We start from the raw sequence: 14,335 nt of genomic DNA on the forward strand, positions 1-14,335 counted from the left end.
CGACGGCGACGGTACGTCGGCTCTCGCCCTGGATCGGGGCGAGTTGGCCGGACAGGCCGGCCGGCGAGTTCGGCGCATACGGCGGCGCCGGTCGGTCCGTAAAAATGCTTGAACTTGCTTGAAGTGAGCATTGATGGAGCATTTTCAAGCATCTATTGTCATGGGTGTCACGGTCGAGCCCGGGGTGCGTTGCCGGTCCGGGATGCGTCGTGGCACATGTCTGCCGCGCCTCCCGTGCGGGCTCCGTCTTCACAGCGCCCCCGGTACGCGGCGAGTCCGTCGGCCACCGCGTACCGCGGCCGACCGTCCGACCGGCCTACGACGCCCAGGCGTCGGCCACGTCTCCCCGTCCGGGACGAAGGGGTGTTCCATGACCAACCAGCCGACCGGGCCGGAACTGCGCGTCGGTGTCGTCGGCACAGGCCAGCGAGCCGGGCTGGCCGTCCTGGCCGAGCGGCCCGGCTCGGCCCGCGTGGTCTCCTGCGCCGATACGTCCGAGCGCGGCCGCGCCGACGCCCGGACGGTCTTCGGGGCCGGCGTCCAAGTCCACGAGCGCTACGAGGACATGCTCGCGGACGGCCTGGACGCCGTCTTCGTCCTCACCCCGGACGACATCCACACCGCTCCGGCCCTGTACTTCCTCGAAGCGGGTGTCGCTGTGTTCGTCGAGAAGCCTCTGGCCGTCGACCTCGACGACTGCGACCGGGTCCTGGCCGCCGCGGCCCGCACCGGCACCCGGCTGTACGTCGGGCACAACCTCCGCCATCTGCCGGTCCTGCGCGCCATGCGCAGGCTCGTCGACGAGGGGGCGATCGGAACCGTGCGGGCCGTGTGGTGCCGGCATTTCGTCGGCCACGGCGGCGACTACTACTTCAAGGACTGGCACGCCGAACGGGCCCGGACCACCGGCCTGTTGCTCCAGAAGGGCGCGCACGACCTGGACGCGATCCATTGGCTGGCGGGCGGCTGCGCCCGCACGGTGACCGCACTGGGCGACCTGTCCGTCTACGGGGCCAGTCCGCACCGCCGTACCCGGCCACAGGGGTCGGAGCGGGTGCAGGACTGGTTCGACGAGGGCGTCTGGCCGCCGTCCGCGCTCTCAACCCCGTCATCGACGTGGAGGACATCAGCATGGTGCTGACCCGCCTCGACAACGGGGTGCTCACGAGCTACCAGCAATGCCACTTCACCCCCGACTACTGGCGCAACTACACCGTCATCGGCGACGAGGGCCGGATCGAGAACCTCGGGGACGGCGTCCAGGGCGACGCCCCGGTGATCAAGGTGTGGAACCGGCGGCGGTCCGGCTACCGCCCCGAGGCCGATCTGACCCTGCCCCCCGCCGAAGCGGCCGGCGGCTCGCACGCAGGCGCGGATCAGTCCCTCGTCGACGAGTTCCTGCGTTTCGTCGCGTACGGCGGCGCAACCGAGACGTCGCCCGTCGCCGCCCGCGAAGCCGTCGCGACCGGCATCGCGGCCACCACGTCCCTGCGTTCGGGCGGCGCTCCGGTGGAGGTCCCCGCCCTCGACCCGCACCTCGCCGACTACTTCGCGCGCCACCAGCCCGACTCCCGCGCCCCGGCCTCCCGGAGCGACTGAGCCCTCCTCCGCACCCCACCGACCCACGCAGCGCCCCTGCGCGCGGCGCCCGTCCCTCCGGCAAGGAGCACACACATGTCGTTCATAGGCGAGGAGATCGCCCGCCAGCCCCAGACCTGGCTCAAGGCCGCGAGCGTGGCGGCCGAGGCGGCGGATCTGCTGCCCCGCCCGGGCGAGCGGGTTGCCGTCGTCGGCTGCGGCACCTCCTGGTTCATGGCCGAGGTGTACGCCGCGCTGCGCGAACGGCGAGGCCTGGGCGAGACGGACCACTTCGCGGCCTCCGAGTTCCCCCACGAGCGCACCTACGACCGACTGGTGGCGATCTCCCGGTCCGGCACCACCACCGAGATCCTGGACCTGCTGGAGCGCAGGCGCGGCCGTTTCCCGGCCGTCGCCCTGACCGCCGACACATCCACCCCGATCGTCGACGCCGCCGAGGACGTCCTCGACCTGTCCTTCGCGGACGAGAGGTCGGTCGTGCAGACCGTCTTCGCGACCACCGCGCTCACCGCCCTGCGCGCCGGTCTGGGCGAGGCGGCCGAGCCGCTGGCGCAGGCCGCGCGCACGGCACTCGACGCGCCACTGCCCGAGGAGTGGCTCGCCGCCGACCAGATCACCTTCCTCGGCCGCAGTTGGGCGCACGGCATCGCCCGCGAGGCATCCCTGAAGATGCGTGAGGCCACCCAGAGCTGGACGGAGGCCTACCCGTCCCTGGAATACCGGCACGGCCCGATCGCCATCGCCGCGCCCGGTCGTCTGGTGTGGCACTTCGGCGCGGACGAGGACGGACTGCGGGCGGACGTCGCCGCCACGGGCGCGTACTTCGTGGATCACCCCGAGGACCCCCAGGCCGACCTGGTGCGGGTGCAGCGGCTCGCCGAGGCCGGCGCCGTGCGCAGGGGACTCGACCCCGACCGGCCGCGCGCCCTCAGCCGCTCCGTGATCCTGGACCGGCCCGGTTCCTGACCCGGCACCCGGCGACGTCTTACACCGGTGCCGCCTTTCCGGCGGCGGACCGGGCCGGACGCCGCACCTTCCGGCCCGGTCGGCCGGGACGAGGCGGGCCCGGGGTCACCCGAACGCCGGGTCCGTCGCCTCGACGGCCGTCGGCCGCGCCCGCCCTCTCCGAAAGGACGTCATGCTCTGCCGCACCGCGGACCTGATCGCCGAAGCCCATGCGTCGGGCTCCGGCATAGCCGCCTTCAACGTCATCACACTGGAACACGTCCAGGCCGTCGCCGACGCCGCACAGCGCACCGGCCGGCCGGCGATCGTGCAGATCAGCCAGAACGCCGTCCGCCACTACGGCGGCGACGTCATGCCGTTGGCGGCCGCCACGACCGCGGCGGCCACGAGCAGCGGAGCCAGGCTCGCGATGCACCTGGATCACGTCGAGGACGTCGAACTGTTGCACGGCACGGCCGAGTGCGGGGCCAGTTCGGTCATGTACGACGCCTCCCGGCTGCCGGACGAGAAGAACACCGCCGCGACCCGCGCCGCCGCCCGCTGGGCGCACGACCACGGCCTGTTCATCGAGGCCGAACTGGGTGAGATCGGGGGCAAGGGCTCGGCGCACCTCCCCGGTGTGCGCACCGACCCGAAGGACGCCGCCCGGTTCGTGGCCGAGACCGGCGTGGACGCCCTCGCCGTCGCCGTGGGCAGCAGCCACGCCATGGTCACCCGCAGCGCCGCGCTGGACCTCGAGCTGATCTCCCGCCTGCGCGACGAGGTGCCCGTGCCCCTGGTCCTGCACGGCTCCTCCGGCGTGCCGCACCCGACGCTGAGGTCCGCCGTCGAACACGGCATGACGAAGATCAACATCGGGACGCTGCTCAACGTCGCCTTCACCCGGGCGGTCCGTCGGGCACTGGCCGAAGCGCCGGAACTGGTCGACCCGCGCCGCTATCTGACGCCGGCCCGGTCCGCGATGACCGACACGATCGCCGACTGCCTCACGACACTGACGGCGCCCGCATCGCCCTGACGCCGAGCCGGCCCGGTACAGCGGGGTGGTGACACGTCGTCGGCGGCGAGCGGCAGCGGGGCCCGCGCGATCACGGCGTCGACGCGCTTGCCGGACAGTGCCCCGACGTCGCGGCAGCTCAGATGCCGGGTGGCGATCTGGGCGTCCGGGTAACGGCGGCGCAGTTCCCGTACGGCGGCGGTGATCAGCAGATCTTCGACGTAGCCGATGGCGCTTCGTTCGGTCTGGGCTTGTTCACGCACGGCCAGCTCGACCTGGCCGGCCGCCTGCAGCAGGATGTGGGCCCGGGGAAGGAACGTCCGGCCGGCCGGAGTGAGCCGGGTGCCCTGGGGCGTGCGGTCCAGCAGTCGTGTGCCGTGATGCTTCTCGAGCCGTTGGATCTGGCGGCTCAGCTCCCCTCGCCCGCCCGCTTACGCTGCTGTCCTTGTCGACACAGCCGACGCAGAAGTGGACGGTGGGTGAACTCCTGTTACCCAGTCTTGCTGGGGGCCGTGCCACGTCCTGTCAGAGCTTGCGGGACAGCCATGTGTCGATGGTGTTGGTGGTGCTGTCGGCGTTGCGCTGGAGGGCCAGGTCGTGGCCGGCTCCGGGAATGGCCTTCACGTCGACGTCGGGGCTGGCCGGGTAGGCGGCGGTCTCCGCTTTGAGGGTCTTGTCCAGGTCAGAGGGGTCGAAGTACAGGCCGTCGTGCTGGCCCACGAGCGACAGGAGGGGAACGTCGACGCTTTTGCCGTACGTGTCGTTGCTCTGCTCGTCTCCGAAGGAAGTGAATTCTCCGATGGTGGCGGTCTGCTTGGCCGCATCGTCGGCCTTGACGGTGCTCAGGTCGGCGTTGAACGGCCAGTAGAGCAGCTGGCGCATGCCGTCCCGGGTGGTGAGGGAGCCGTCCGGTATCGCACGGTCGGTGAAGGCGGCGTCTTCGGCGGCGGGGTGCATCGCAGCATTGAACAGCAGCTGACCGGCGCCGGCGTGGTGCATGAATCCCGTGACGACGACAGCGTCGACGTCTTTGTAGGTCGCGGCTTCCTGGATGGCGACCACGCTGCCCATGGAGTGGCCGACCAGTGCGACCGGCAGCCCCTTATGGGCGGCCTTCAGCTTGGTGACCAGTTGGTGGATGGCGGCGGAGTGAGTCGTGCCGTTCAGCTCGTCCGCGGCCGGTCTGCTGGAGTTGCCGGTTCCCAGGCGGTCCACGGCGACGGTGATCCAGCCGTCCTCAGCAGCCTCGCGGGCCTGCGAGATCCTGCCGCGGTCTGTCATGAGATCGAAATACCTGTGGTCATAGGTGACGCCTGGGATCATCACCTGGATGCCCCGCACGCGGGCGCGGGTCGGCCGGTATTCCACGGCACTCACCGTCTGGTCAGCCGGTCCGCTGCCGGTGAGTGAGACCTTTTCGGTGATCGTGTGGCGGGTGACGCCCGATGCGCGCTCGGAGGCGGCCGACGCGTTCTGGGGCGCGACCGTGACGGCGGTGACGAGCAGCGCGGCGGACGCCGCGCCCACGGTGAGAAGGGCCACTGGGTTTCGGGACTTGGTCGAGGACATGGAGAATCCTTGCTGTCTTGGCCGAGCGCGGTCTCGGATGAGGCCTCGGCAGGCGCGGCTGATGGCGAGTGGGTTGTTGGTCGAGCCGTAGCTACCGGTGGGCAGGTCGGCCTGTCATCGGAGCGGCCGCAGGAGCGGCCTGGAAGGGGTGGGGCGGCGGTCACGTATCAGTAGTGGCGGACCGCGTGCGCTGATCTCGGTGCCTGGGGCGATGGCCGGCCACCAGCTTCTGCAATGACGCGATCTGTCTCCGTTGATGGGGGGGCGTGGTATCGCGGCCCCAGCACGCGAGCAGGCCGACGTCAGCGCCGGTCATCCTGGGCTGTTCGTTGGCCTGGGCTCACCACTGGGCCGTCGGCAGGCACATGGCGCCGGTGCCCCCTTCTGCCCTCAGGAAGACGGTCGAGAAGGTCCAAACCACGCGTGGGAAGGGCCGAGTGGTGGCGTGCGCCGACCATGCCGGCCGGGACGCGCAACGAAGTCACTGCCGTCCCGGCCGGCATGGCGTTTCGCGGCTCCTGCTCTGGATCCGCGGCTCGACCTCACCGGGCGGACTCGCCCCGGGCAGGTTCAGCGGCCGATCTTGTCCAGCTCGGCGAGGTCCTCCTCGGAGAGCGAGAGTCCCGCGCCGGTGACGTTCTCGCGCAGGTGGGCCACGGACGAGGTGCCGGGAATGAGCAGAATGTTCGGTGACCGCTGCAGCAGCCAGGCCAGGGCGACCGACATCGGCGTCGCATCCAGCCGGGCGGAGACCGCGGTCAGCGCCGCGGACTGCAGCGGGGTGAAGCCGCCGAGCGGGAAGAACGGGACGTAGGCGATGCCCTTGGCGGCAAGGTCGTCGATCAGTTCGTCATCCTGACGGTAGGCGAGGTTGTACATGTTCTGCACGCACACGATCGGCGCGATCGACTGCGCCTCGGCGACCTGCTCCGCCGTCGTGTTGCTCACTCCCAGGTGCCGGATCAGGCCCTCCTGCTGGAGTTCGACGAGGGCCTCGAAGGGCTCGGCGAGCGAGCCGGGCCGGGGGCCCTGGGCGTCGCCGAGCCGGAGATTGACCACGTCGAGAGCGTCGACTCCGAGGTCCTCAAGGTTCTGGTGAACGGCGCGGCGCAGATCCTCGGGCCGCCGGGCAGGGGGCCAGCCGCCCTGCTCATCGCGGACCGCGCCGACCTTCGTCACGATGTGCAGCGATGCGGCATAGGGGTGCAGCGCTTCACGGATCAACTGGTTGGTGAAGCGTGGTCCGTAGGCGCCGGAGGTGTCGATGTGGGTGATGCCCAGGGCGGCGGCCTCACGCAGGACCGCGAGCGCGCCGTCGCGATCGGCGGGCATGCCCATAACCCCGGGGCCGGCGAGCTGCATAGCGCCGTACCCGAAACGAGTGACGGTCAGGTCGCCCAGGGTCCAGGTGCCGCCGGGCAGTGACGGGGAAGGTGTGTTCGTGGTCTCGCTCATGCCGTCGATGGTCACTCCCGGACAGGCGTCGCATCCAATACCGATACGGTGCCCTGTCATACCCAGTGGGTATCACCGAGGTATGGTGGGGCCATGGACACCTTGGAGACCCGCGAGCTGAGGTACTTCCTGGCCGTCGCCGAGGAACTGCACTTCGGCCGTGCCGCCAAGCGCCTTGGCATGGCCCAGCCACCGCTTACCCGGGCGATTCAGCAACTCGAGCGGCGCCTCGGCGTCGCCCTACTGCAACGCAACCGCCGCGGCGTCTCCCTGACCGACGCCGGAGAGATGCTGCTGCACGAGGGCCGCGCGGCCCTCGACGCGACCACCGCCGCCGCCCGCCGCACCCGCCGCGCCGGCGGCGCCGACCGTCCGGGCAGCTCCCGCAACCGCCTGGTACTGGCGGTGAAGGCCGGCTCATCCCACGAACTGTTGCACAAGCTCCTCGACGCCTACGCGGCCGAGCCCGACGCCGCCGAGATCGAGGTACTGCCGAGCGGCACGTGCGAGCAGGGCGAGATGCTGCGTGACGGCCGCGCCGATGTGGCGCTCATGCACGCGCCGTTCAACTCCCTCACCGGGTTCGACAGCGAGGAACTGATGACCGAAGGGCAGATCGCCGTCTTGCCCGCCGGGCACCCCCTCGCCACGCACAGGACACTGTCCCTCGCCGACATCAGCGACATCCCCGATCTTCCGCTCGCCCGCTGGGCCCACGACGGTGCCTATCCACCCGGCCCGGGCCCCGAGATCCGCGACCAGACGCAGCTGGCCCAGTTGATCGCCCTCGGTCGCACCGTGGCCGTTTTCCCCGACTCCGCCCGCTCCTGGCTGTGGGCCGAGCACACCGCCGTCCCCCTGACCGACGCGCCCGCCGTCGTCACCCACATCGCCTGGCCCGCGCACAGCCGCTCCCTCGCCCTCGCGGGGCTGATCCGCACAGCCACCCGGCTATGACCGGCCTCGGAGACGCTCGGATGGCTCATCACAGCGTCCCCCATTTGCTTTTGAACCAGCACTCCGTGGCCCCCTGCATCGACGTCGACCAAGACTGCATCGCCACCCATTGCCTGGCGCATGCCACGAGCGGCACTGAGCGGAGTGGCCGGGTCGCGTCGATTCTGCAGAATCAGTACATTGCGCTTTCCAATTGGTTTGACCTTCGGCTCCGGGCCGGTTGGATGCGAGGCCCAGGCCGAACAGGGCGTGATGTTGGCCGGAGCACCCGCCGTGAGTGGGAACTTCGCCCGGTCGACAGCGGTGTTGTGAGCATAAGTCCTGATGTGGCGTGGCCAGGCCTTGTCCCCACAGCTGATCGCCCAGCCCGCTGAATAGAGTTTGTCTTGCGGAACTCCCTGCATCGTGCCGTTGGCGACGAAGTCGTTGGTCAGTTCCGTGAGGAAGGTACGGTCGGCGTCGCTGGGATTTCCTGCTGCGACGCCGGCTGGGGCCTGCCACAGCCGGGCCAGCATGGGCACCGGCGACTCTTTCGTCGCGATCATGCTCGCGTCGTTGTACGAGAGCTGCCAGGTGAAGAACCGTATGAGATTGCCGTTGACCGGGGCTTTGGTACCCGGCAGCGAGACAGGACGACGATCGAGCTCGGCCGCCAGGGCGAGGTAGTTTCGCCGCACGTCACCGGGCGTGCTGCCGAGACCGACTGTGTCCTTGCTGGCGACCGCGAATCGGGCAAGATCGGGCCAGCGGTCCCCCATTGCTTCACTGAATGTACGGAAGTCGTCGTAGCCGCGCTTGTTGGGGTCGACCGAACTGTCGAGCACCACGCGGTCGACATTCTCGGGAAACAGCGCTCGGTAGATCGAACCCAGGTAGGTGCCCCAGGAAATGCCGTAGTAGGAAACGGAGCGCTCTCCGAGCGCGCTGCGGATCCGGTCCATGGCGGTCATGAACCGCTCCGGGTCCGATGGAGGCTCCAGACTGCCCTGACTTGGGTGGAGTCATGGCACGTCCGTCCCCCTACCCTCCCGAGCTTCGTGAGCGTGCGGTGCGCATGGTCGCGGAGGTCCGCCCGAACTACCCGACCGAGTGGGCCACGATGAAGGCGGTCGCCGCGAAGCTGGGCATCGGTGCCGCGGAAACGGTGCGGACATAAGCGACCGTGCCGACGCCTCGGACCTCATCGGTCCGAGGCGTCGGGTGTTGCAGGCGGCTATTCAGCGTCCTTGGGACCAGATGCCCGTCGTGGAGCCGGAATGCGACGCGCCAGTCTCCGGCCCCACGTCTGACCTGGCACTTCGATTGCCCGGTACGTCAACACACTCACAGGCAGTAGCACGGCATAGAACGCGATCTCCAGCGCGAGATTGTCCCGCTGCCAGCGGCCGATCGTGCCATCTGTCACTGCCAGCAACACCGGGTGTACCAGGTAGACCGAGTAGCTGATCGTTCCCAGCCCGGCCAACCACAGCGGTATCCGCCGGCGGCGAAACACCAGTCCGACACCAAAAGTGGCCATGGCCAGCAGGAATGCCACGATCCAACCCCGCCGGGTGAAGTTGGCCCCTCCGCCGTACCGATACGCACTCCCCACAGCACAAGCCACCACAGCCACGGCGGCGCCGGCCGCGTACCGCCACGTGTTCTGACCGCTTTCAGCCCGGTAGACGGCGGTGCCGAGGAACATCACGGCGAGGATCACAAGACCCTCCCACATGGGGACGGTGCCGTTGCACGTGACCAGTACGAGTGCCAGCACTCCTCCCAGCACAGCACCGAACACACGGAGCACGGGAGATCCTGCGCTCGCGCAGCAGATGGCGACCGCCATGGTGATCGCGGCAACAACTACCAACAGGCCGACGCCTACCGCACCGGACAAAGCAGAGGCAGGCAGCGCACTCGCTGCTGTCACGCTGGCCGCGGCCAGCGATGCCAAAATGACGGCGAACGTTGCCGACCGCTGGTGAAGCCGGACCGAGAAAAGGGCGACGACCAGCAGGTAGAAGGCCATTTCGTACGAGAGTGTCCATAGGACGAGAAGAAGATTGGGAGTCCCCAGCAACTCCTGGAACAGGGTGAGATGGGCGACGGCGACCGCAGCGATGCTCTCCCCGCCGAAGTCGCGGATCTGCGCGATGCCCAATAGATGGGCGGCGAGGACCGCAGTGACGACGACCATGCATAACGGGTAGATGCGGAAGATCCGTCCGATCCAGAACGTTCGGATGCTTCCTCGCCGTTCGAGCGACGCGGGAATGATGTAGCCGCTCACCAGGAAGAACACCATGATGCCGTACCGACCGGTGTTGAACTCCGGCATCAGCACCCGCCGGAACTCGGCCATGAAGGCGACTGACGAGTGATCAAACACCACAAGGAGTGCCGCGATGCCACGCAACGCGTCCAACCAGCCCAAACGCGATGGACCGACCGACGCGACAGTCACGGGGAAGTGAAGCGGCACGGAGGGTGACCGCTCCTGTGCCGGAGAAGCGGGGGTGGGGGGTTCCATACCTATCTTGGGCACCCCGAGTCGTCGGGCAGACGTCTTCGGTCCTGAGCGGGGTGTCTTCGATGTGCGGGTGCGTTCGGTAGTTGTACAGGTTGTCCGGGCCGCCCTGGTCGCGGAAGAGGAACGTTCGCGACGGTCAGCGAGCGGGACGGATCGTCGTCGGGGATCATCGCGGTCGTTTCCTCAGATGTCGGTCAAGTGGGAGTCGGTCGCCTGGCGCGACGACGACCTTGCCGCTGGGCAGAGCGCCGCGACGTCGGCGTGCAGGGCCGACGGCTCAACCGGGTGCACCCGCGGGCGGTTGATTGTTGACGGCTGAAGTGCAACCAAGAGTAGGAACGGCCACGCATAGTAAGCGTGTACGTTTGCGACACCGGATGGGATTGCGGCGACATCTTCGTCGGCGCGGAGCAGTTGGGGATCAATGATCCGTCGTGTCTGAAGCTGTACCCGGAGCGGCTACCGACCCAGCACGAGCACGCCTGGGAGATCCGGAGACAGCTGAAGATCCGGGATTTCGACGACGGCGATCGGCCCGGCGGCACCACGGAGGGAGGGGCGGAGTCCGGGGCCAGGATCGGGAATATCGGGCGGCGGCCTGTGGGTGCGTCTGTACGACGAAGGTCCGTCTTCCCCCGCTTCCGACTGGGGGGAGACGTCCCCGCGCCGAACGCTGTCGACATCGTGAGTACCGTCGCGATCGCCGCTGCGGCCTTCTCCTTCTCTCCCTCCTCCTTGACCGGCGTGCTGGCCATAGCGGCAACGGACATGTGGGGCATGGCCAGGGGGTGCGGCGGCACCCGGGACTGGAGCTGTTCCTGGCCCATCGCAGCGCCCGGGACCGGTCCATCGCCGAAAACCCAGGGCTCGCCGACCCGATCGCGGCCCAGCCGGCGAGTCGGGAACAGGCTCAGCGGGCCAGCAGGTCCTGGATCGCCGCCGTGATCTCGCCGGGTGCCTCCTCGGCCATGAAGTGCCCCGCTCGGGTCAGCCGGTGGTCCAGGTCCGGCGCCCACGCCTTCCATACCGCGGCAGCGTCGTAGCCGAGCTGCGCGCCCCAGTCCTGCTGGACGACCGTCACGGGCATGGCCAGCTGCGACCCGGCGTCCAGGTCCGCTTGGTCGTGCATGACGTCGATGCCCGCCGAGGCCCGGTAGTCCGCGACGATCGACGTCACCGCCGCGGCGCTCGCCCGCAGGTATTCGGCACGGACATCCTCGGGCATGGTGGTCGGGTCGTTGGCCCAGGCGTCGAGGAACGAGCCGAAGAACGCGTCCGCGCTGCCTGCGATCATCGTCTCCGGCAGGCCTGGCGGCTGCGCCATGAGGAAGAGGTGGTAGCCGACCGCCGCCGAGGCGCCGTGCAGGACGTTCCACATGTCGAGCGTCGGCACGATGTCGAGGATGCCCAGGTGCGTGATGGTCTCGGGGTGGTCCAGCCCAGCCCGGAAGGCAACCAGGGCGCCCCGGTCGTGGCCGACGAGGGCGAAGCGCTCGTGGCCGAGGGCCGCGGCCAGGGTCACGACGTCGGCGGCCACGGTGCGCTTGGCGTACACGTCGGGGCCGGTGGCCGCCGGCTTGTCGCTGGCGCCGTAGCCCCGCAGGTCAGGACAGATCACCGTGTGCTCGTCGGCGAGCCGCTCGGCGACGTGTCGCCACATCAGGTGGGTCTGGGGGAAACCGTGCAACAGCACGACCGGGCTGCCGCTGCCGCCGACAGCCGCAGCCAGCTCCACACCGTCCGCACCGGGCAGGCGGATGTGATCGAAGCCGGGAATGGTGAGCGTCATGAAAGGCCGTCTTTTCGGGTCGGGGACTGGACCGGATCAGCTTGGGCGACGGCGATCAGCAACCGATCAGTACGGTTGGGCGCAGCCGGCCCCTGGCACGGAGGATGGGGGCATGCGAATCGACGTGCTCGGTGTGGTGCGGGCCTTCCGCGACGAGGGCAGTCCGGTTGAGCTGGGCGGCCCACGCCATCGCGAGGTACTCGCCCGGCTCGTCGCCGCCGAGGGACGGATGGTCACCACCGACACCCTTGTCAATGACCTGTGGACCGATCCGCCTGCCCGCGCCGTGGGCGCTTTGCGTACGTTCGTCGCCGCGCTGCGCCGCGCCCTCGAACCCGACCGGCCGCCCCGCAACCCGCCGCGCGTACTCGTCACCGAAGGTCCCGGCTACGCGCTGCGCCTGCCGCGCGAGGACGTGGACGTCCGTCGGTTCCAGGACACCCTGGCCCGAGCCCGGCGCAACCCCGCCGCGGTGACCGACCTCGGCACGGTACTCGCGGCCTGGCGCGGACCCGCCTACGCCGATGTGACCGGCTCCGCATGGGCGCAGCGCGAGCGGACCCGGCTGGAGGAGCTGAGGTTGGAGGGGGTGGAACTGCGCGCCCGCATCCTCCTCGACTCCGGGGAAGGGGCCGATCTCGTCGCCGAACTGGGTGCCCATGTCGCCGAACACCCGTGGCGCGAGCCGGCCTGGGAGCTGCTTGCCCGCGCGCTGTACCGCGCGGGCCGCCAGGCCGACGCGCTTGCCACCCTCCGCCGCGCCCGCACAATGCTCGTTGACCAACTCGGACTCGACCCCGGTGCCGACCTCCAACGCTTGGAGACGGACATCCTCAACGGGTCCGCGCCCCCCGAAGGAGCACGTACCGCGTGGACCGGCCCTGGTGTCCGGCTCGGCCCGCGCACCACCGTTGATCTGGCCCGCACCCTCGCACTGGCGGGTGGCGACGCCCTCGTCCGCTCGCGGCGCGACCGCCTCGCCGCCATCCAGGCGGCGGAACGCACGGGAGACCTCTCCCTGACCGCCCGGATCATCGGCGCCTACGACGTGCCCGCCATCTGGAGCCGGGCCGACGACCCCGAGCAGTCCCGCACCGTCGTCGCGGCTGCCGAGCGCACGCTCACCGGGCTCGGCCCAGACGGCCCCGCCGACCTGCGCGCCCGCCTCCTGGCCACGATCGCCGTCGAGAGCCGTAGCGCCGATCTGTCCGGGACCGAGCTGAAGCACGCGCAGCAGGCGGCGCGTCAGGCCGAGGAGCTGGCACGGGACCTGGCCGATCCCGCCCTGCTGGCCTTCGCCCTCAACGGGGTGTTCCTGCAGTCCTTCAGCAGCCCCGGGCTCGCGGCGGCACGGGACAGGACCGGCGCCGAGATCCTCGACCTGTCCACCCGGCACGAGCTGCCGAACTTCGCCGTACTCGGCCGACTCGTCCGCCTGCAATCCGCCTCGGCCCTCGGCGACCTCGACGCCGCGGCCTCGCACGCCAATGCAGCCGACCAGCTCGCCGACACCACCGAGGCGCCCCTCGTCTCCGTCCTCACCGGGTGGTTCAGGGCCCGTGCCACGACCGCCCGCAGCGCCGAACCCGGCGGACCGACCGCCGCCACGGCAGCAGCGCACTACCGCGCTGCCGAGGACGCCCTCCGGACGGCCGGAATGCCGGGGCTGCACCGCGGCATGTTCCCGCTCGCCCTACTGGGACTGCGCCTGCTGCACGACCGGCCCGCGCCCACCGACCCGCACCTCGACTGGGGCCCGTACAGGCCCTGGACGCGACCCCTCGTGCTGCTCGCCCAGGACCGGGGCGAGCAGGCCCGTACCGCCCTCGCTGCAGTGCCCGAACCACCGCGTGACCACATGCAGGAGGCCATGTGGTGCCTGACCGCCCGCGCCGCCGCACGCCTCGGCGAACGCGGAATCGCCGCGCACGCTGCGGCTGCCCTGCGTGATGCCTGTGCAGAACACGCCGGCGCCGCCAGCGGAATGCTGACCCTGGGCCCCGTGGCGCGCTACCTGGCAGAGGCGAAGGCATGCGCCGGAGCGGGATAAGCGACCGCAATCCGCGAACCCCGAGTCCGTGGTGATCCACTGCCCGTAAGCGGGTGTGAGTAGTTGGCGTACAGGAAATCCCGGTGAGAACAATCATGGTCCGGTCGGCGCGAGCGCGCTGATGCGGTTCTCGTACTCGCGGCGGGCCTTGCGCTGGGCCGGGATGGCCGGGGCGCCCGGCGTCGACCACCCAAGAGCTGCTGATCAGCGACGCCGCCTCATCCCAACCGAAACGGCGAGGTTGAGGTGATCCGGCTGCGGGCAAGGCCTTTTCCGATACGCCGCGCCGGCCTGGTGGATGCGGAAGAACGCGGCAGGGAGTTCGCGGTCGTCTCCCAGAGACACCGCGCTGATACCTGCGGTAGCTCTCCACCCTCCCGGAGTGCCTCCGCAATCTCCCTGCTGTGACCCGCCAGGTGTTTGGCGGTCCCGACCAGA

At 70.0% G+C, this 14,335-nt stretch carries 10 protein-coding genes and 4 pseudogenes; 7 read left to right on the plus strand and 7 right to left on the minus strand.

The genetic code is table 11. The features are described from left to right. Positions 1-370 precede the first annotated feature (370 nt). From AC07AZ_RS26915 to AC07AZ_RS26925, 3 genes and pseudogenes are all read left to right on the plus strand, one after another. Positions 371-1,599: pseudogene (locus AC07AZ_RS26915) on the plus strand (Gfo/Idh/MocA family protein). Between the two features lie 75 nt (positions 1,600-1,674). Further along, positions 1,675-2,565 carry an SIS domain-containing protein gene (locus tag AC07AZ_RS26920; RefSeq protein WP_478852092.1) on the plus strand — a complete coding sequence of 297 codons (891 nt, stop codon included), beginning with the start codon at positions 1,675-1,677 and terminating at the stop codon, positions 2,563-2,565. Between the two features lie 172 nt (positions 2,566-2,737). Continuing rightward, complete coding sequence (locus AC07AZ_RS26925; protein WP_478852094.1) at positions 2,738-3,583, plus strand: class II fructose-bisphosphate aldolase; 846 nt, start codon at positions 2,738-2,740, stop codon at positions 3,581-3,583. Here AC07AZ_RS26925 and AC07AZ_RS26930 read toward each other — a convergent pair. The 4 genes and pseudogenes from AC07AZ_RS26930 to AC07AZ_RS26945 form a co-directional block, all read right to left on the minus strand. Beyond that, entirely contained in the window at positions 3,502-3,825 is a 324-nt protein-coding gene (locus AC07AZ_RS26930) for a hypothetical protein (RefSeq protein ID WP_478852096.1), read from the minus strand. The genes AC07AZ_RS26925 and AC07AZ_RS26930 overlap by 82 nt on opposite strands. A gap of 99 nt (positions 3,826-3,924) precedes the next feature. After that, a pseudogene (locus AC07AZ_RS26935) lies at positions 3,925-3,975 on the minus strand (hypothetical protein); the annotation flags it as partial. 112 nt (positions 3,976-4,087) lie between these two features. Further along, complete coding sequence (locus AC07AZ_RS26940) at positions 4,088-5,131, minus strand: alpha/beta hydrolase (RefSeq protein WP_478852098.1); 1,044 nt, start codon at positions 5,129-5,131, stop codon at positions 4,088-4,090. A 570-nt stretch (positions 5,132-5,701) separates the two neighbouring features. Continuing rightward, entirely contained in the window at positions 5,702-6,586 is an 885-nt protein-coding gene (locus tag AC07AZ_RS26945; RefSeq protein ID WP_478852100.1) for an aldo/keto reductase family oxidoreductase, read from the minus strand. A 93-nt stretch (positions 6,587-6,679) separates the two neighbouring features. Between AC07AZ_RS26945 and AC07AZ_RS26950 the strand changes: the two genes are divergently transcribed. Then, positions 6,680-7,543 (plus strand): LysR family transcriptional regulator, encoded by an 864-nt coding sequence (locus tag AC07AZ_RS26950; protein WP_478852102.1) that lies wholly within the window; start codon positions 6,680-6,682, stop codon positions 7,541-7,543. 65 nt (positions 7,544-7,608) lie between these two features. Here AC07AZ_RS26950 and AC07AZ_RS26955 read toward each other — a convergent pair. Continuing rightward, positions 7,609-8,493: pseudogene (locus tag AC07AZ_RS26955) on the minus strand (alpha/beta fold hydrolase); the annotation flags it as partial. A 53-nt stretch (positions 8,494-8,546) separates the two neighbouring features. Between AC07AZ_RS26955 and AC07AZ_RS26960 the strand changes: the two are divergent. Beyond that, positions 8,547-8,696 (plus strand): annotated as a pseudogene (locus AC07AZ_RS26960) (IS3-like element ISMyma3 family transposase); the annotation flags it as partial. A gap of 60 nt (positions 8,697-8,756) precedes the next feature. On the opposite strand, the gene AC07AZ_RS26965 reads toward AC07AZ_RS26960, so the two are convergent. Beyond that, positions 8,757-10,010: an acyltransferase family protein gene (locus AC07AZ_RS26965; RefSeq protein ID WP_478852104.1), complete on the minus strand. Its 1,254-nt coding sequence runs from the start codon at positions 10,008-10,010 to the stop codon at positions 8,757-8,759. A 405-nt stretch (positions 10,011-10,415) separates the two neighbouring features. Here AC07AZ_RS26965 and AC07AZ_RS26970 point away from each other — a divergent pair, with 405 nt between their 5' ends. After that, positions 10,416-11,003, plus strand: a complete 588-nt coding sequence (locus tag AC07AZ_RS26970; protein ID WP_478852106.1) for a DUF4158 domain-containing protein — start codon at positions 10,416-10,418, stop codon at positions 11,001-11,003. On the opposite strand, the gene AC07AZ_RS26975 is transcribed toward AC07AZ_RS26970, so the two are convergent. After that, the gene (locus tag AC07AZ_RS26975) at positions 10,969-11,847 is read right to left on the minus strand and encodes an alpha/beta fold hydrolase (RefSeq protein WP_478852108.1); all 879 of its coding nucleotides are present in this window, start codon (positions 11,845-11,847) and stop codon (positions 10,969-10,971) included. The two genes, AC07AZ_RS26970 and AC07AZ_RS26975, sit on opposite strands and share 35 nt — an antisense overlap. Before the next feature lie 112 nt (positions 11,848-11,959). Between AC07AZ_RS26975 and AC07AZ_RS26980 the strand changes: the two genes are divergently transcribed. Further along, positions 11,960-13,897, plus strand: coding sequence for an AfsR/SARP family transcriptional regulator (locus tag AC07AZ_RS26980; protein ID WP_478852110.1), 1,938 nt, complete (start codon positions 11,960-11,962; stop codon positions 13,895-13,897). Positions 13,898-14,335: the final 438 nt, after the last annotated feature.

The organism is Streptomyces sp. NPDC043878, assembly GCF_056435735.1.